This window comes from Nocardioides panacis (assembly GCF_019039255.1).
Lineage (GTDB): Bacteria > Actinomycetota > Actinomycetes > Propionibacteriales > Nocardioidaceae > Nocardioides_B > Nocardioides_B panacis.
The window spans coordinates 4422841-4440882 of sequence record NZ_CP077062.1 but is presented as its reverse complement, the minus strand read 5'-3'; the positions used below and the strand labels follow the sequence as shown (position 1 = coordinate 4440882).

The 18042-nt window shown below is 73.1% G+C and carries 16 protein-coding genes and 1 pseudogene; 10 read left to right on the top strand and 7 right to left on the bottom strand.

What is annotated here, in order from left to right; translation table 11 throughout:
- Nucleotides 1–69 precede the first annotated feature (69 nt).
- Both KRR39_RS21675 and KRR39_RS21670 read left to right on the top strand, forming a co-directional pair.
- On the top strand, nt 70–1395 hold the full coding sequence (locus KRR39_RS21675; RefSeq protein WP_216939453.1) for a M20/M25/M40 family metallo-hydrolase: 1326 nt from the start codon (nt 70–72) through the stop codon (nt 1393–1395).
- Entirely contained in the window at nt 1392–2837 is a 1446-nt protein-coding gene (locus KRR39_RS21670) for an MFS transporter (RefSeq protein ID WP_216939452.1), read from the top strand. Before KRR39_RS21675 ends, KRR39_RS21670 begins: the two co-directional genes overlap by 4 nt.
- A gap of 2 nt (nt 2838–2839) precedes the next feature.
- Here the strand turns inward: KRR39_RS21670 and KRR39_RS21665 are convergent, their stop codons facing one another.
- The gene (locus KRR39_RS21665; protein WP_216939451.1) at nt 2840–3475 is read right to left on the bottom strand and encodes a hypothetical protein; all 636 of its coding nucleotides are present in this window, start codon (nt 3473–3475) and stop codon (nt 2840–2842) included.
- Between KRR39_RS21665 and KRR39_RS26380 the strand changes: the two are divergent.
- Nucleotides 3474–3770: pseudogene (locus tag KRR39_RS26380) on the top strand (DnaJ family domain-containing protein); the annotation flags it as partial. The gene KRR39_RS21665 and the pseudogene KRR39_RS26380 sit on opposite strands and share 2 nt — an antisense overlap.
- Before the next feature lie 67 nt (nt 3771–3837).
- The gene (locus KRR39_RS25250) at nt 3838–4113 is read left to right on the top strand and encodes a hypothetical protein (protein WP_254185332.1); all 276 of its coding nucleotides are present in this window, start codon (nt 3838–3840) and stop codon (nt 4111–4113) included.
- A gap of 53 nt (nt 4114–4166) precedes the next feature.
- Here the strand turns inward: KRR39_RS25250 and hutU are convergent, their stop codons facing one another.
- Both hutU and hutH read right to left on the bottom strand, forming a co-directional pair.
- Nucleotides 4167–5825 carry a urocanate hydratase gene (gene hutU, locus KRR39_RS21655; RefSeq protein ID WP_216939450.1) on the bottom strand — a complete coding sequence of 553 codons (1659 nt, stop codon included), beginning with the start codon at nt 5823–5825 and terminating at the stop codon, nt 4167–4169.
- On the bottom strand, nt 5822–7360 hold the full coding sequence (hutH, locus tag KRR39_RS21650) for a histidine ammonia-lyase (protein WP_216939449.1): 1539 nt from the start codon (nt 7358–7360) through the stop codon (nt 5822–5824). Before hutH ends, hutU begins: the two co-directional genes overlap by 4 nt.
- An 81-nt stretch (nt 7361–7441) precedes the next feature.
- Between hutH and KRR39_RS21645 the strand changes: the two genes are divergently transcribed.
- The 6 genes from KRR39_RS21645 to KRR39_RS21620 all read left to right on the top strand — a co-directional run bounded on the left by KRR39_RS21645 (nt 7442) and on the right by KRR39_RS21620 (nt 13976).
- Nucleotides 7442–8206: an IclR family transcriptional regulator gene (locus KRR39_RS21645; RefSeq protein ID WP_216939448.1), complete on the top strand. Its 765-nt coding sequence runs from the start codon at nt 7442–7444 to the stop codon at nt 8204–8206.
- A 93-nt stretch (nt 8207–8299) separates the two neighbouring features.
- Nucleotides 8300–9160 carry a polyphosphate kinase 2 gene (gene ppk2 / locus KRR39_RS21640; protein ID WP_216939447.1) on the top strand — a complete coding sequence of 287 codons (861 nt, stop codon included), beginning with the start codon at nt 8300–8302 and terminating at the stop codon, nt 9158–9160.
- A gap of 132 nt (nt 9161–9292) precedes the next feature.
- Entirely contained in the window at nt 9293–11944 is a 2652-nt protein-coding gene (locus KRR39_RS21635) for a heterodisulfide reductase-related iron-sulfur binding cluster (protein WP_216939446.1), read from the top strand.
- A 232-nt stretch (nt 11945–12176) separates the two neighbouring features.
- Nucleotides 12177–12737, top strand: coding sequence for a pilus assembly protein HicB (locus KRR39_RS21630; protein ID WP_254185331.1), 561 nt, complete (start codon nt 12177–12179; stop codon nt 12735–12737).
- A gap of 93 nt (nt 12738–12830) precedes the next feature.
- On the top strand, nt 12831–13652 hold the full coding sequence (locus KRR39_RS21625; RefSeq protein ID WP_216939444.1) for a DUF4097 family beta strand repeat-containing protein: 822 nt from the start codon (nt 12831–12833) through the stop codon (nt 13650–13652).
- Between the two features lie 162 nt (nt 13653–13814).
- On the top strand, nt 13815–13976 hold the full coding sequence (locus KRR39_RS21620) for a hypothetical protein (RefSeq protein WP_216939443.1): 162 nt from the start codon (nt 13815–13817) through the stop codon (nt 13974–13976).
- 174 nt (nt 13977–14150) lie between these two features.
- Here KRR39_RS21620 and KRR39_RS21615 read toward each other — a convergent pair whose 3' ends face one another.
- The 4 genes from KRR39_RS21615 to dcd all read right to left on the bottom strand — a co-directional run bounded on the left by KRR39_RS21615 (nt 14151) and on the right by dcd (nt 17969).
- A complete protein-coding gene (locus KRR39_RS21615; protein WP_436972008.1) occupies nt 14151–14555 on the bottom strand; it encodes a YchJ family protein in 405 nt (134 codons plus the stop codon).
- A gap of 114 nt (nt 14556–14669) precedes the next feature.
- Nucleotides 14670–15959 carry an HNH endonuclease signature motif containing protein gene (locus KRR39_RS21610; RefSeq protein WP_216939442.1) on the bottom strand — a complete coding sequence of 430 codons (1290 nt, stop codon included), beginning with the start codon at nt 15957–15959 and terminating at the stop codon, nt 14670–14672.
- Between the two features lie 312 nt (nt 15960–16271).
- The gene (locus KRR39_RS21605) at nt 16272–17297 is read right to left on the bottom strand and encodes a GGDEF domain-containing protein (RefSeq protein ID WP_216939441.1); all 1026 of its coding nucleotides are present in this window, start codon (nt 17295–17297) and stop codon (nt 16272–16274) included.
- Between the two features lie 96 nt (nt 17298–17393).
- On the bottom strand, nt 17394–17969 hold the full coding sequence (gene dcd / locus KRR39_RS21600; protein WP_216939440.1) for a dCTP deaminase: 576 nt from the start codon (nt 17967–17969) through the stop codon (nt 17394–17396).
- Nucleotides 17970–18042: the final 73 nt, after the last annotated feature.

Genomic DNA, 18042 nt, shown 5'->3' with positions numbered 1-18042 from the left:
GCCGGGGGCGGACGGACGAGCCTGGCCGATCTGCGGGCGCACCGGCCCCGCGGGGACTAGGTTGCGCGGGTGAGCGCCACCCTGACCGAGAAGCTCCGCACCCTGGTGCGCATCCCGACGATCTCGTACGCCGACCCGACGGCCGTCGACACCGAGGCGTTCGACCTGTTCGTGGCGACCCTGGCCGAGCTGTTCCCGCTGCTGCACGGGCACCTCGCGCTGACCCGCATCGGGCAGCACGGGCTGCTGTTCCACTGGCCGGGCGCGTCGGACGAGCGCCCCGTCGTGCTGATGGCGCACCTCGACGTCGTACCCGTCGACGAGTCCGCGCCCTGGCAGCACCCGGCCTTCGGCGCGGTCCTCGCCGACGGCGCCGTGTGGGGCCGCGGCACGCTCGACGACAAGGGCTCGCTGGTGGCGATCTGCGAGGCGGTCGAGACCCTGCTGGCCGACGGGTTCACACCGGCGCAGGACGTCTGGCTGTCGTTCGGGGCCGACGAGGAGGTGTCCGGCACCTGCGCCCCCGCGGCGGTCGTGGAGCTCGAGCGTCGCGGCGTCCTCCCCTGGTTCGTGCTCGACGAGGGCGGCGCGGTCGCCGCGGACGCCTTCCCCGGGGTGGCCGCCCCGCTGGCCGTGGTGGGCGTGACCGAGAAGGGCACCACCAACCTCGAGCTGCGCACCGAGGGTCGCGGCGGTCACTCGTCGATGCCCTCGCGGATGGACACCACCGCCCGGCTCGCGCGCGCCATCCTGCGGCTGGAGCGGAGCCCGTTCCCCGCGCGGGTGCCCGCGCCGACGCTGGAGATGCTGCGCCGGGTCGCGCCGCACGCCCCGGCCGCCCTCCGCCCGCTGCTCGCCCACGCCCACAAGGCCCCGCCCCTGCTCGCCCGGGCGCTGGTCGCGGCCGGCCCGGAGACCGCGGCGATGACGCGTACGACGGCCGCGGTGACGACGCTCCAGGGCTCGCCCGCCCTCAACGTGATCGCCTCGACCGCCCGCGCCGGGGTCAACGTGCGGGTGCTGGTCGGCGACACGGTCGCGTCGGTCGTGGAGCACGTCCGGGCGGCCGTCCACGACGACTCCGTCACCGTCGAGGTGCTCGAGGCGGGCGAGGCCAGCCCGGTGTCGCCCACCGACGACGACGCGTTCCGGCTGGTCACCGCCACGATCGAGGAGGTGTTCCCCGACGCGATCGCGACCCCGTACGTGATGATGGGCGCGACCGACGCCCGCTTCTTCACCGCGCTGTGCCCGCGGGTCTACCGCTACACGCCGTTCCGGATGTCCCGCCCGCAACGGGCCAGCCTGCACAGCTTCGACGAGCACCTCCGCGTCGACGACCTCGCGGACGGCGCCCGGTGGTACCGCCGCCTCGTCGAAGGGCTCCCGGCGTGACCACGACCGTCCGCCCGACGACGCCGCGGACCGGGCTGTGGACCGTGGTCGGGTTCCTGGTCGGCGTGGAGGTCGCCAGCGGCATCCTGCAGGGCTACTACACGCCGATCTTCTCCGACATCGCCCGGCACCTGTCGATCCGGGACGCCGACGTCAACTGGTTCGAGGCCGCGCAGCTCGTCGTGTCCGCGCTGGTCGTGCCGCTGCTGGCGCGGCTCGGCGACCTGATCGGCCACCGCAACGTGCTGCTGGTCTCGACGGCGGTGACGGCGCTGGCGTCCTGGGCGGTGGCGTTCTCGCCCGGCTTCACGACCTTCCTGGTCGCCTGGGCGCTGCAGGGCTTCTACGTCGTCTGGCTGCCGCTCGAGGTCAGCATCATCCACCGGCGCACGGCGGGCACCGGCCGGCAGACGGTGCTCACCCGGCGGGCCGCGGCGTTCCTCGTCGCCGCCCTCGAGCTCGGCGTGATCGTCGGCGCGCTCACCTCCGGGGCGCTCGTCGACGGCGGGGCGGCGTCGATGACCACCGTGCTGATGGTCCCCGCCGTCGCGGTCACGCTGTGCTTCGTCGTGGTCTGGTTCGGCGTGGCGGCCACCGCGCCCGCCGGCCACGGCACCGTGGACTGGCGCGGCTTCGGGCTCGTCACGCTGGCCCTCGCCCTGGTGATGGGCGGGCTGATCCTGGTCCGCCTCCAGGGCCCGGGCTCCCTGGCGGCGTGGGTCCTCGTCCTCCTGGGGCTGCTGGCCCTGGTGCCGTTCGCCCGGTTCGAGCTGCGGGTCGCCGAGCCGCTGATCGACGTACGCCTCCTCGCGACGCCGGGCCAGTGGCCGGTGCAGCTGACCGCGTTCCTGTTCGGCATGTCCGTGCTCGGCGCGCAGATCCCGCTCTCCACGTTCGCGCGCACCGACCCCGCGGTGGTCGGCTACGGGCTGGGCGCCTCGGCCGGGTTCGTCTCCACCCTGATCGGTGTGTACGTCGTCGCGCTCGTCGCCGGCGCGCTGCTGCTGCCGGTCGTCGCCCGGGGCCTCGGCACCCGCGGGGCGATGGTCGCGGCGTGCGTGCTCGTCGCGGTGGGCTACGGGTTGTTCCTCCCCTTCCACGGCTCGACGCTCGAGGCCCTGGTGAACATGGCGGTCGCCGGCGTCGGGTCGGGCGGTCTCGTCGCCGCGCTGCCGGCCGCCGCGGCCGCCGCCGCGCCCGCGGACCGGACCGGCTTCGTGACCGGGATGACCAACACCACCAAGACGATCGGCGGGGCCATCGCGTCGAGCGTCTTCGCGATCGCCCTGGCGACGACCGGCTCGCTCGACCCCGACTCCGCCGCGGGCCACGCGCCGCTCGGCGGCTACCTCACGGTGTGGGCCGTGTGTGCCGGAACCGCGCTGCTCGCGGCGGCCGCCCTGCTCGTCGTACCCCGGCAGGCGTTCGCGGAGCGGACCTGAGCTCAGTCGAGGAGGCTGGTCCCGCCGGCCGCGCCGCCGCCCTTGGCAGCGGTGGTGACGCTGTGTGTGACGAGGGCCGCGAGCGGGGAGTCCTCGGGGCTGCCGCCGCCCTCGAGGTGCTCGGCCTGCCGGACCAGCTGCCCGGCGACCCGCGTGCGCTCCGGGGCGAAGGCCTCGACCTGGCCGGCCAGCGCGCGCAGGGTCGCCGGGTCCTGCGAGCGGCGGACGTAGTCGGTCAACGCCAGGACCGGGAGGTGGACCGCCCGCCGGCTGCCGCGCCGGCGCACTTGCAGCAGCAGGCCGCCACCGCGGTTGGTGACCAGCCGGAGCCGGTCGGCCTCGGCCAGCGGGACGCGCCGGGACCCGAGGAGCGTGCGGTGCACGACGGTCCCGGTCGCCGTCTCGACCCAGGCGCTGCGCACCAGCACGAAGGCGACGAGGAGCACGGCGACCGGCACGAGGACCAGCACCGCCCAGCGGTTCTGCGGCTGGGTGACGAACACGGTCGCGCAGACGGCCAGCAGGCCGACCAGCGTCGCGAGGCCCCAGAGCAGGCCGGAGCGCGACGTCAGCCGGGGCACCGGGAGTCGGTCAGGAGCCGGCGCGGGGCCGGTGGGCGTGTCGTCGGCGTCCGCCATGGCCGCATGCTTCCACACGGGCGTGCGGGCGGTCCGTAGACTGGATCGACCGACCACCTCGGGGGTGACCATGTCCCAGCGGCCCGACGAGTCCGAGTCCGCACCTCGGCGCATCGACCGCTCACGGCTCGAGGACGAGCGCGACGAGCGCACCGGCCGCGGCGCGGCCGCCGAGCGGGTCCGCAACCAGGCCCGCTGGGTCGACCTCCAGGTGCAGCGGGCCATGGAGCGCGGCGAGTTCGACGACCTGCCCGGGGCCGGCAAGCCCTTGGAGCTCCCCGACAAGCACGACCCCGACTGGTGGGTGAAGCAGCTCATCGAGCGGGAGAAGATCACCGGCATCGCGCCCCCCGGCGATCGGGTTGCGCAAGGAGGACGCCGAGCTCGACGGCGTGCTCGACCGGGAGGCCACCCCCGACGGCGTACGACGCCTGGTGGAGGACTTCAACGCGCGGATCGTCGACGCCCGCCGCCAGCTCACCGGCGGGCCGCCGGTGGTCACGCCCACCCGGGACGTCGACGCCGAGGTCGAGGCCTGGCGCGCGCGGCGCGCCGAGCGGCGGGCCCGCGCGGCGGCGCCGAAGCCCGAGGACCCGGAGCCACCCAGGCAGAGGTGGTGGCACCGCCGCTCCCGATAGTCCGTGACGTTCTTGCTGCTCCGGAGGCCCCGGGACTACAAGTCCGTCACGGACTATCCCTCGAGCATCGGGATGCGCACGCCGCGCTCCTCGGCTGCCTTCCGGGCCTCGGGGTAGCCGGCGTCCACGTGCCGGATCACGCCCATGCCCGGGTCGTTGGTCAGCACCCGCTCGATCTTCTGGGCGGCGAGCTCGGTGCCGTCGGCGACGGTGACCTGGCCGGCGTGGATCGATCGGCCCATGCCGACGCCGCCGCCGTGGTGGATCGACACCCAGGTCGCGCCCGAGGCGGTGTTCACCAGCGCGTTGAGCAGCGGCCAGTCGGCGATCGCGTCGGACCCGTCGAGCATCGACTCGGTCTCCCGGTAGGGCGACGCCACCGAGCCGCTGTCCAGGTGGTCGCGGCCGATCGCGATCGGGCCCTTGAGCTCGCCGCTGGCGACCATCTCGTTGAACTTGAGCCCGGCGAGGTGCCGCTCGCCGTAGCCGAGCCAGCAGATCCGGGCCGGCAGGCCCTGGAACGCGACCCGCTCGCCGGCCATGGTGATCCACTTGTGCAGCCGCTCGTTGTCCGGGAACAGCTCGAGGATCGCCTTGTCGGTGGCGGCGATGTCGGCCGGGTCGCCGGAGAGCGCCGCCCAGCGGAACGGACCCTTGCCCTCGCAGAACAGCGGCCGGATGTAGGCCGGCACGAACCCCGGGAAGTCGAACGCCCGGTCGTAGCCGCCCTTGCGGGCCTCGTCGCGGATCGAGTTGCCGTAGTCGAAGACCTCGGCGCCCTTGTCCTGGAAGCCCACCATCGCCCGCACGTGCACGGCCATCGAGTCCTGCGCGCGCTTGGTGAACCCGGCCGGGTCCTCCGTCCGCTCGGTGTCCCAGTCCTCGAACGCGGTGCCCACCGGCAGGTAGTAGAGCGGATCGTGCGCGGAGGTCTGGTCGGTGACCACGTCGATCGGGGCGTCCTGCTCCAGCAGCGCCGGGACGATCTCGGCGGCGTTGCCGAGCACGCCGATCGACAGCGGCCGGCGGGCGTCGCGGGCCTCGACGGCCAGCTCGAGCGCGTGCGCCACCGACGTCGCCTGCACGTCGAGGTAGCGGTGCTCGATGCGGCGCTCGATGCGCGACTGGTCGCACTCGACGCAGATCACCACCCCGTCGTTCATGGTCACGGCCAGCGGCTGCGCGCCGCCCATGCCGCCCAGCCCGGCGGTCAGCGTGATGGTGCCGGCCAGCGTGCCGCCGAACCGCTTGTCGGCGACCGCCGCGAACGTCTCGAAGGTGCCCTGCAGGATGCCCTGGGTGCCGATGTAGATCCACGAGCCGGCGGTCATCTGGCCGTACATCGTCAGCCCGAGGTGCTCGAGCCGGCGGAACTCCTCCCAGTTGGCCCAGTCGCCGACCAGGTTGGAGTTGGCGATCAGCACGCGCGGCGCCCACTCGTGGGTGCGCATCACGCCGACCGGCTTGCCGCTCTGGACCAGCAGCGTCTCGTCGTTCTCCAGCGTGGTCAGGGCGCGCACGATGGCGTCGTACGCCTCCCAGGACCGCGCCGCCTTGCCCGTGCCGCCGTAGACGACCAGGTCGTCGGGGCGCTCGGCGTTCTCGGGGTCGAGGTTGTTCATCAGCATCCGCAGCGGGGCCTCGGTCTGCCAGCTCTTCGCGGTCAGCTCGGGGCCGCGCGGCGCGCGCACCTCACGGGGTCCAGAGGTCATGCCAGCTCTCCCATCGTGTCCTCGACAGCGCGCACCAGGGCGCCGCTGCGTACGTCGTCGAATGCGTGCTCGATCTCCGGCGAGAGGTGCCGGTCCGGCCCGGGGCCCTGCACGTTGCGGCGCAGCAGCGCGACCGCCGCGGCGGTGGCCGGCGACGGCTCCAGCGGGCCGCGGAGGTCCAGCGCGCGGGCCGCGGTGAGGTACTCGATGGCGACCACCCGGGCCAGCCCGTCGACCGAGCGGCGCAGCTTGCGGGCCGCCGACCAGCCCATCGAGACGTGGTCCTCCTGCATCGCGCTGCTCGGGATCGAGTCCACGCTGGCCGGGTTGGCCAGCCGCTTCATCTCCGAGACGATCGCGGCCTGGGTGTACTGCGCGATCATGTGGCCCGAGTCGACGCCGGGGTCGTGGGCCAGGAACGGCGGCAGGCCGTGGCTGCGGGTCCGGTCCAGGAACCGGTCGGTGCGGCGCTCACTGATCGACGCCACGTCGGCCGCGACGATCGCCAGGAAGTCGAGCACGTAGGCGACCGGGGCCCCGTGGAAGTTGCCGTTGGACTCGACGCGGCCGTCGTCGAGCACGACCGGGTTGTCGACCGCCGAGGCGAGCTCGCGGGACGCGACCAGCGCGGCGTGGTCGACGGTGTCCCGGGCGGCGCCGTGCACCTGGGGCGAGCAGCGCAGCGAGTAGGCGTCCTGGACCCGGTTGCAGTCCGGCCCGCGGTGGCTGGCGACGATCTGGGAGTCGGCGAGCAGCCGGACGAGGTTCGCGGCCGAGGCGGCCTGGCCGGGGTGCGGGCGCAGCGCCTGCAGGTCGGCGGCGAAGACCCGGTCGGTGGCGAGCTGCCCCTCGACGCTCATCGCCGCGGTGACGTCGGCGGCCTTGAGCAGCATCCGCAGGTCCTCGATCGCCATCACCAGCATGCCGAGCATCCCGTCGGTGCCGTTGATCAGCGCCAGGCCCTCCTTGGCCTCGAGCTCGACGGGTGCCAGGCCGGCCTCGGACAGCGCGACGGCGGCGGGTCGACGTACGCCGTGCTCGTCGCTGACCTCGCCCTCCCCCATCAGCGCGAGCGCGCAGTGCGAGAGCGGGGCGAGGTCGCCCGAGCAGCCGAGCGAGCCGTACTCGTGCACCACCGGGGTGATGCCGTGGGTGAGCATCGCGGCCATCGTCTGCGCGACGACCGGGCGGACGCCGGTGTGGCCGGTCGCCAGCGTGGACAGCCGCAGCAGCATCAGCGCCCGGGTCACCTCGCGCTCGACCTCGGGACCGCTGCCGGCGGCGTGCGAGCGGACCAGCGACTTCTGCAGCTGGGCGCGCATCTCGGTCGGGATGTGCCGGGTGGCCAGCGCGCCGAACCCCGTCGAGATCCCGTACGACGGGGTGGGCGCGGCGGCCAGCTTCTCGACGGTCAGCCGGGCCTGCTCGATGGCGGTCACGGCGTCCGGGTGCAGCTCGACGGCGGCCCCGTCACGGGCGACGGCGAGCACGTCGGCGAAGGAAACCGGGCCCATGCCCACGGTCACGGTTGTCATGGCTTCATTCCACCCCCCGCACCCGGTGCCCACCAGCCTGCGGGGCCGCCGACTGTCTCGGATCCGAGATAGCCTGACGGCATGGGACAGGTGCCGGCGGCGACCAGGGCGTTGCGGGTGCTGCGCTACCTCGCACGCCAACCCGACCCGGTGACCCTGGACCGGCTCGCGGCCGAGGTGGGCCTGCCGCGCTCGACGGCCTACCACCTGGTGACCGCGATGATCGAGGAGGGCTTCGTGGTGCACCTCGCCGAGGAGCACCGCTACGGGCTCGGGGTCGCGGCCTTCGAGGTGGGCAGCGGCTACGCGCGCCAGGAGCCGCTGCAGCGGATCACCCGCCGGCACCTGGCCGCGCTCGTCGACGCCGTGGGGCAGAGCGCGCACCTCGCGGTGCTGCACGGGCGCGACGTTCTCTACGTGCTGGAGGAGCGCGCCCCCGGGCGGCCGCCGCTGGTCACCGACGTCGGCGTGCGCCTCCCCGCCCAGCTCACCGCCAGCGGCCGGGCGGTGCTCGCCGCGCTGCCCGCGCCCCAGGTCCGCGCGCTGTTCCCGGACCGGTCGGCGTTCGTGGACCGGCACGGCGTCGGCCCGACGTCGCTGAGCGCGCTGCGCACCCTGCTCGCGGAGACCCGGCAGCGCGGCTACGCGGTCGAGCAGGGCGAGGTCACCCCGGGGTTCGCCTCGGTCGCCACCGCGGTCCTCGACCACAACCAGCACCCGGTGGCCGGGGTCGCGGTGACCTACCCCGTCGACGCCGGCGTGGACGTGGACCGCGCGGTGCGGCACACCCAGCGGTGCGCGGACACCGTCACCCGACGGCTGGGCGGCCGGCCCGCCGCCCGGTGACCGGGACGGAAGGCCCTTGCCTGGCCGCGAGGGCATGACCGACGATGCCTACAGGCCGCGCGGTCCGGGCGCGGCCCACCAGACAGGGGCTCGATGAAGGACCACCACACCGTTCCCGAGGGGGCGGACGACGTCGGCGGCTCCCCCAAGGACCGCAACCCGGCCCACTACAACTCGGCGGGCAAGCTCCGCAGCGCCGTCTACGAGGCCGAGATGGCCCGGCTCCAGGAGCAGCTGGTGCTGCTGCAGCACTGGATCCAGTCCCGGGGCCTACGGGTGCTGGTGGTCTTCGAGGGCCGCGGCTCGGCCGGCAAGGGCGGGGTGATCAAGACCATCACCGAGCGCACCAGCCCGCGGATCGTCCGGGTCGTCGCGCTGCCCAAGCCGACCGAGCGGCAGCGCACCCAGTGGTACTTCCAGCGGTACGTAGAGCACCTCCCGTCGGTCGGGGAGATGGTGCTGTTCGACCGCTCCTGGTACAACCGCTCGAACGTCGAGTGGGTGATGGACTACTGCACCGAGGCCGAGCACGAGGAGTTCCTGCGCAGCTGCCCCGAGTTCGAGCGGATGCTGGTGCGCTCCGGCATCGTGGTGCTGAAGTACTGGTTCTCGGTCAGCTTCGCCGAGCAGCGCCGCCGGTTCGAGGCCCGCAACCAGGAGCCCCTGAAGCGCTGGAAGCTCTCCGAGATGGACCTGGCCGAGCACGAGCTCTACGTGCGGTACTCGATGGCCAAGGACACCACCTTCCAGTACACCGACATCAAGCAGGCCCCCTGGTTCGTCGTACCGTCCGACGACAAGAAGGCGGCCCGGATCAACTGCCTCACCCACCTGCTCTCGCGCTTCGACTACGAGGACGTCACCCCGGCACCGGTGCGGCTCCCGGACATGCGGAAGATCGCCTACATGCGGCCGCCGATGGTGGAGCAGACCTTCGTGCCGCAGCTGTACTGACCCCGGGCCGCGGCGAAGTTACCGATAGGTAAGATTCTTGTCACAGGGCGCGGCCGGTGACTCGGTCCTCCGCGTCGCCCTACGCTCGGCAGACGCTCGCACGCAGCTACCTCGCAGCACACAGGAGCCTCCATGCAGATCTTCGCCATCGTGGTGTCCCTGGCCATCGCGGCCGTCGGCATCGCACTGTTCGTCAAGGCGATCCGCTCGATCATCGCCACGGTCAAGATCGGGCAGCCCGCCGTCGGCCGCACCGACGACAAGGCCGCCCGCTGGACGAACATGCTCAAGGAGACCCTGGGGCACACCCGGATGCTCCAGTGGACCGCGATGGGGGTCGGCCACTGGTTCGTCTTCATCGGCTTCGGGCTGCTGTTCTTCACGCTGCTCACCGCGTTCGGCCAGCTGTTCGACCCGCACTTCGCGCTGCCGCTGGTCGGGCACTTCTTCCTCTACGAGTGGATCTCCGAGCTCTTCACCGTCGGCATGCTGATCGCGATCGTCGCCTTCATCGGCTACCGCGTGACCCGGCCGAAGGAGCGCACCCGCGGCACCAAGGGCCGGTTCTACGGCTCGACGATGTGGCAGGCGTACTTCGTCGAGTCGGTCATCCTCGGCGTCGGCCTGTGCATCGCGGTGCTGCGCGGCGCGGAGTACGCGATCTCGCAGTACGGAGGCGAGACCGCCAACGCGCTGCACTACCCGTTCTCGTTCTGGATCGGCGAGCTGTTCAGCGGGATGTCGGAGTCCGCGCTGGCCAACGTCATCTACCTGGTCGCGATGCTCAAGATCGTCATCTCCTTCACCTGGATGATCGTGATCTCGCGCAACACCACGATGGGCGTGGCCTGGCACCGGTTCACCGCGTTCTTCAACATCTGGTTCAAGCGCCGCTCCGACGGCGGTACGGCGCTCGGCGGCCTCCAGCCGATCATGGTCAACGGCGCACCGATCGACTTCGAGAACATCGAGGACCTCGACGAGGACACCCCGCTCGGCATCGGCCGGATCGAGGACTTCGCCTGGAAGGGCATCCTCGACTTCACCTCGTGCACCGAGTGCGGCCGCTGCCAGAGCCAGTGCCCGGCCTGGAACACCGAGAAGCCGCTGTCCCCCAAGCTGTTCATCACCAACCTGCGCGACCACGCCTACGCCAAGGCGCCGTACCTGCTGGCCGACGAGGCCGACCGGGACGCGCTCCCCGACCACGTCAAGGCGGCCGCCGAGCGCGAGCTGGTCGGCGCCACCGAGGGCGACCCGACGCTGCCGTCCGGCGGTGCGGTGATCGACCCCGAGGTGCTGTGGAACTGCACGTCGTGCGGCGCCTGCGTCCAGCAGTGCCCCGTCGACATCGAGCACGTCGACCACATCATGGACATGCGCCGCTACCAGGTGCTCGTCGAGTCGAACTTCCCCTCCGAGCTCAACGGCCTCTTCAAGGGCCTGGAGAACAAGGGCAACCCCTGGAACATGTCGCCGAACGCGCGGATGGACTGGGCGAAGGGGCTGGACTTCGAGGTCAAGCAGGTCGGCACGGACGTCGAGGACCTCGACGAGGTCGACTGGCTGTTCTGGGTCGGCTGCGCCGGCGCCTACGAGGACCGCGCCAAGAAGACCACCCGCGCCGTCGCCGAGCTGCTCGACCTGGCCGGCGTGTCGTTCGCGGTGCTCGGCAACGGCGAGACCTGCACCGGCGACCCGGCGCGCCGCTCCGGCAACGAGTTCGTCTTCCAGCAGCTCGCGATGCAGAACGCGGAGGTGTTCAAGGAGGCCAAGGTCAAGAAGGTCGTCTCCACCTGCGCGCACTGCTTCAACACCCTGAAGAACGAGTACGCCGAGTTCGGTGTCGAGCTCGAGGTCGTGCACCACACGCAGCTGCTCAACCGGCTGGTGCGTGAGGGGAGGCTGACCCCGGTCGCCGCGGAACCGAGCGTCGCGAAGAAGTCGATCACCTACCACGACCCGTGCTACCTGGGCCGGCACAACCAGGTGTACTCCCCGCCCCGCGAGCTGCTCGCGGTGATCCCCAACGCCGAGCTGGCCGAGATGCCCCGCAACAGCGAGCGGTCCTTCTGCTGCGGCGCCGGCGGCGCCCGGATGTGGATGGAGGAGAAGACCGGCGAGCGGATCAACCTGAACCGCACCACCGAGGCGGTCGGCACCGGCGCGGACCAGATCGCGGTCGGCTGCCCGTTCTGCCGGGTGATGCTGTCCGACGGGCTCACCTCGCTGCAGGCCGACGGCAAGGCCCGCGAGGAGGTTGAGGTCCTCGACGTCGCGCAGATGCTGCTCGCCTCGGTCAAGCGCCCCGCGGCGGCTGCCCCGGACGGCGCCGACGGCGGTACGGCGGCCGCGTCGGCCGGCACCACCACCGCCCTGCTGGACCGTCCCGGACCGGGTACCGGCGACTCGTCCGCGGCCGACCCGGTCGCGACGAAGGCCGAGCCCGAGGAGGGCGACGTGACCCAGACCCAGGACACCGTCAGCGACTACCAGGACGTCGGTGCCGACGCCGGGGCGACGGCCGAGCCGGACCCGGAGGTCGAGGCCGCCCAGCCCGACCCGCAGCCCGAGCCGGAGCCCGAGGCCCAGGTCGAGTCGCACCCCGAGGTGGAGCCCGAGCCGGGCCCGGCGGCCCCCGAGGTCGCCGGCGGCGAGGAGGACCCCGCGGAGCGGGCGGCCACCGAGGATCAGCCCGGCGCCGACTCCGAGCCCGCCACGAACGACCCGGCCACCGACCGGCCGGCGAAGAAGCAGGTGGAGGAGCAGGACCGCCTCTTCTGACACTCGGAACCCAAGAGGGCCCGCACCCCGCTCCCGGGGTGCGGGCCCTGCCACGTCCCGCGACCCGTCACCCGTGCAGCACTTTCCTCGGCGTGTCGTGGCACGAGTGACGGTTCGCCCAGCGGACGCCCCGGCCAAGTGACGCCCTCTGACACCACCTGACGCCAAGCGACGTCAGAAATGACGTCATCGATGCTTGACGTGACGTCACCCTGGTGTCAGGATGGTGCACATGGACATCACCCCCTACGTCGAGAGCCTCCGGCACGACCTCGCGGCCGCCGCCGAGGCCGGTGGCCCGGAGGCCAAGGCCGCCGCCGAGCGGCTCGCGCTGGCCCTCGACCCGGCCGTCCGGCTCGCCCTGATGGACGCCCTGTCGCAGGCCGCCGCCGAGATCACCGCCGACCTCCCGGCCGGCTCCGTCGACGTCCGGCTCCGCGGCCGCGAGCCGCAGTTCGTGGTCGACGTACCCACGATGCCGATGCAGGCACCTACCCCGCCCACCCCGCCGACGCCGCCGCTGGCCCCCGAGGACGCGGAGGACGACGAGGACGGCGCGCTGGCCCGGATCACGCTGCGGATCCCGGAGTCGGTGAAGTACAAGGCCGAGGAGCTCGCCACCAAGGGCGGCCACTCGCTGAACAGCTGGATCGTCAACGTCGTCCGGGCAGCGACCCGCGAGCGCGGCGCCGTCAACGTCGACATCGACCTCTCCAGCATCCCCTTCCTCGACGGGCAGGGGTTCGCCTCCGGCCGCGGCCGGGGCTCGAAGCGCATGACCGGCTGGGTCTAGCCACCCGGCACCACCTCCCGCACCTACCCCACCGACCGGCGACCGCCGGCCCGGGAGCCGAGCACGCCCTCGGCCCGACGAACGGAGATCACCATGCAGAGGACCTTCACCACCCCGGAGCCCGTCTCCCTGTACGTCGAGCTGGGCAGCGGCGAGCTCGTCATCACCGCCGGCGACACCACCGAGACGGTCGTCGACGTCGAGGGCAAGAACGCCGAGGACGTGGTCGTCGACCAGCGCGGCGACGAGATCCTGGTGGTCGCCAAGTCGCGCAGCACCGGCTTCTTCGGCTCCTCCCACGACGTCACCGTGCGCGTCTCGATGCCCACCGACAGCCGGCTGAGCACCAAGCTCGGGTCGGCCGACGTCCGGGCGGAGGGCCGGCTCGGCGAGACGATGCTGAAGACCGGTTCGGGCGACGTACGGCTCGAGGAGACCGGTGAGGCCGCCTTCGTCGAGACCGGTTCCGGCGACGTACAGCTGGACCGGGCGACCGGCCCGCTGCGCGTGAAGTCCGGCTCCGGCGACGTCACGCTGACCCGGGCCGCGGATGCCGTGAACATCTCCACCGGCTCGGGCGACATCCTCATCGACCACGCCGCCGGACCGGTCCTGGTGAAGTCGGGATCCGGCGACATGCGGGTCCGCGAGGCCCAGGAGGACGTCAACCTGAGCACTGCCTCCGGCGACCTGGTCATCGACCGGGCCCGCCGCGGCCAGCTCCAGGCCAAGAACGCCTCCGGCGACATCCGGGTCGGCATCCCCGCCGGCGTCCCGGTGTGGACCGACGTCAGCAGCGTCACCGGCAGCGTCCGCTCCAACCTCCAGGGCGCCGGCCAGCCCGAGGGCGACCAGGACTACATCGAGCTCCGCGCCAAGACGGTCAGCGGCGACGTGTACCTGGAGCAGCTGTGAGGGTCACCTGGCTCTGGGCCTCCGCCCCGGGCGACGACGCCGACGCCCGCCCGAGCCGCACCAGGTCAGTCCCGCAAGGACGGTCAAGCGCCCGCCGTACGGCGCCCGCCACGCTCGAAGAGACCACCACCCGTTCCCGTTCCACCGAGAGGAACCACCGCCATGTCTGAGTTCGGATACCTCAACCAGAAGCTCGCCTCCCAGCAGATCGCCGAGCGCGTCGCCACCGCCCAGCGGTCCCGCGTCCCGGGCACGTACAAGCCGCACGGTCGGCACGCGCTCGCCCACCGCCTGCACCGGATGGCCGACCGCCTCGACGGATGACCCCCGAGCCGCACCCGCAGACCGCACCACCGACCGGACCCGCTGCGCGCCACCACCGCGCAGCGGGTCCCGTCACGTCCGCCCCGCCGACCCGGCGACTCTGGCGGCCCGACGCCTGCTGACCCGGCGACTCTGGCGGCGCAGGCGGCGCCCGGTTCGGTGCGGCCCTGTGGGTCAGCTCGTGGGCTCGACGTCCCCGTCGACGTAGACCCAGCGGCCGGCCCTGCGCTCGAACCGGCTGGTCTCGTGCATGGCCCCAGCGCCCACCGACGTGCGGTAGCGGGCTCGGAACTCGACCACGCCCACGAGGTCGTCGGCTCCGCCGCCCTGCGACCTGAGCACCTCGAGGCGCTCCCAGGTCAGGGTGGTGTCGTTCTCGACCTCGTCGGGCCGGGTGCGCGGGTGCCAGGTGCGGAAGACGTAGTCGGTGCGGCCGAGGGCGTAAGCGGAGTACCGCGAACGCATCAGCTGCTCGGCCGTCGCGGCAGCCTGCCCGTCGTGGAGAGGACCGCAGCAGGCGGAGTACGCCTGCCCGGTGCCGCAGGGGCAGTCCTCCGTCATCCCGATCGGCGAGGTCATCGTCGGCTCCGCGGTCAGCCGTGCCGGTGGAGCTTGCGAACGTGGAACACGGTCTGGACGACGCCGAGCAGCGCCGCGGTCCGAAGACCCTCGTGGTCCAGGAGCCCATGGCGCTCACCCATGCGCGGATGCTCTCACGTCCGTCGGTGGAACTTGGATCTGTCCGGTGGGCAGGTGGCTGGTGTCGTAGCCGGGTGAGTGGGCCTTGCCGTGGTGGAACGCGCACAGCAGCCGACCGTTGACGAGGTTGGTGGGTCCGTCCTGGGACCAGGGCTGGTCGTGGTGGGCGTGGCACCAGGCGGCCGGCCGGTCGCAGCCCACCGTGGTGCAGCCCCGGTCCCGGATGGTCAGCGCGGTGCGCTGGGCCTCGGTGTGCAGCCGGGTCCGCCGCCCCAGATCGAGCACCACCGACGCCGAGCCCAGGGCGCGCCGCCAGACCGCGGGCACGATCCCGGCCTCGCAGGCCAGCTGCCGGGCTGCGCCGGCCGACAGGGGCTGCCCGGTGTCCAAGGTGGCGGTGCCGAGCCCGGACAGCAGCCGGTCGTAGTCCAGCAGCACCACCACGGTCGCCGACATCCCGCCGGCCACCGGCAGCCGGTCGGCGGGCACCCGCTCCAGGAGCCGGCAGAACGCCTCCCCCAGCCGTTCGGGCCGCGACAGTCTCACCCGGCTGTTTGGCTGCTGCTGGTCGTGGTGTCGGGGGTGGGTGAAGGCGTGCAGCATCTTGGTCAGCATCGCCGCGTGCAGCGCGGGGATCTTGAACCGGCCGGTGTGGCTGCCGTCCGGGTTCGCCGACAGCTCCAGGAACGTGGCCCGGGCGGCCGCGGCCTCCTCGGCCTCGAGCCGACGACCTTCGGCGAGGTCCGCGGCGTCGGGGTCGATCACCTCCAAGACCCGCCGCCCCAGCACCCTCAGCGCCGCCGCGTCGAACTCGCCGGCCGCCCGCACCAGGTGCGCCTCGGCCCGCCCCCGGTCCAGCCTCGACACCGACTCCGGCAACGCCTGGATCGAGCGGACGATCACCGTCGCCTGCGCCGGATCCACCCGCCCGGCCGCCAACGCGTCCCGGGTCACGCTGAACCCGGTATCCAACGCCACCGCGAGAGCCACCTCGGCGTGCGCGGCACCCCGGGTCCGCCGAGTGACCTGGGCCAGCCAGGCACCGGTCGAGGTCGCCGCCGAGTCCGCCGCGACGTCGTTGCGGTCCGCGACGGCCAGCACCCGCAGCCGCAGCTCGGCCAGCCGGGCCTCGGCCCGAGCCAGCCCCACCACCACCGTGCGCTGCTCGTCCGGGGTCATCGACCACGCCGGCGCCTCCGCCAGCCCGTCCAGCACCTGATGCAGCCGGCCGGAGAACCGGGCGATCGGATGCGCCTGGTCCTCGGTCCGGATGGTCGTCGACATACCCACCACGCTAAGAACAACCAGCCATCACTTCCGAACAGATGCCCGCACCCGTGCACAACCACGACCGGCCGGCAACGGTGCACGAAACCTGGCCTGCGCGGGCACCCGCACGAGCCCAGTCCCACACCGTCGTACCCACCGGCTCGACCGGGATCCCGCCACCAAAGCCGCCGGGTCAGCGCCCCTCCCGCCACCAAAGACGCCGGGTCGGCGCCCCTCCCGCCACCAAAGCCGCCGGGTCGGCGACCCTCCCGCCGCCAGAGTTGCCGGGTCGGCACAGTTTCCGCCGCTAGAGGCGCCGGGTCGGCGTCAGGCAGTGCGGCTGGCGACGCTTTCCGGCGCCGGCGCCCGGTGCAGCACGGACCGGCCGGCCCCCGCGTCACCGAGCCCGCGCTGCCGGGCCTTGCGGCGGTACAGGTCGGCGTCCGCGCGGGCGATCCACTCCTCGAGCGGCTCGCCGGCCCACTGCGCGACGCCGGCGGTCCACCGCGACGCGGTGTTGGCGGCACCCAGCCGGTACAGCAGCTCGGCGGCGTCCGTGGCGGTGGTGTCCGGCATCAGCAGCACGAACTCGTCGCCGCCGTACCGCGCCAGCACGTCCGTACGTCGCACCGTCGCCTGCCAGCTGGTCGCGAGGTCGACCAGCAGCCGGTCACCCGCGGCGTGACCGTCGCGGTCGTTGACGAGCTTGAAGTCGTCGAGGTCGAGGACCGCGACCGACACCGGGCCGCGGCGGGCCGGCGGCTGCCGGAGCGTGCGCCGCGCGGCGGCCAGGAACGCGGAGCGGTTCAGCAGCCCGGTGAGCTGGTCGTGGTCGGCGGCGCGGCGCAGCCGGCGGACCAGCACGTCGAGGGTGCCGGCGACCCCGGCGACGGTGGCCATCACGAAGACCCAGGTCTGCACGAGGGCGGGGGCGTCGCTGCAGGCCAGGCCGACGAGAAGGCCGACCCCGATCGCCGCGGTGTGCAGGCGGGTCGCGACGCCGGGGTGGAACCAGGCGACGAAGATCGCGATCCACACGAAGCCGAACGCGGTGACGGCCGCGCCGACCGGCGTCGTGGACAGCGCGACGCAGCCGCTGACCAGCACCACGACCAGGCCGATCACCGCGTGCACGACGCCCTGGGCGAGCCGCCGCCGCGAGGCCCACAGGGTCCCGCCGAGCGCGGCGGCGACGACGGCGAGCAGCGCGGAGAACCGGGTCGGGGCGGTCGGGCTGAACGGCACCAGCGAGCAGAACGCGGACAGCGCCGACGCGGCGAGACAGGCGCTGGTGAGCACCCGCGCCTCGGACTCGGTGACCGGCACCGCCCAGCGCCGTACCGCTGCGACCATCGAAAACGCTCCCGAGAACCTGGTGGACTTCCGGGAGAAGTGTGACCCAGCCGGGGGCGGCCGCGCGGCGGTTGCGGGACAGCCGGTGGGTGCGACCTAGATGTCGGTGCGGTGGAAGTTGAGGTGGGACCGCGACGGCGTCGGGCCGCGCTGGCCCTGGTAGCGCGAGCCGTACTTCGCCGAGCCGTAGGGGTGCTCCGACGGCGACGAGAGGCGGAAGAAGCAGAGCTGGCCGATCTTCATCCCGGGCCACAGCTTGATCGGCAGGGTCGCGACGTTCGACAGCTCCAGGGTCACGTGCCCGGAGAACCCCGGGTCGATGAAGCCGGCCGTCGAGTGGGTCAGCAGCCCGAGGCGGCCCAGCGAGGACTTGCCCTCGAGGCGCGCGGCGACGTCGTCGGGCAGCGTGACCACCTCGTACGTCGACCCGAGGACGAACTCGCCGGGGTGCAGGATGAACGGCTCCATGCCCTCGGGCTCGACCTCCCGGGTGAGGTCGGGCTGGTCCTGTGCCGGGTCGATGTGCGGGTACTTGTGGTTCTCGAAGACCCGGAAGAACCGGTCCAGCCGGACGTCGACGCTCGACGGCTGCACCATGCCCGCGTCGAAGGGTTCCAGGGCGACCCGGCGGGCGTCGATCTCGGCGAGGATGTCGCGGTCGGAGAGCAGCACACCGGCACCCTACAGACTCCTCCCGCCCGCGGGCCCCCGATCGCGGCCGGCCGTGGACACCGTCGAGAATGGT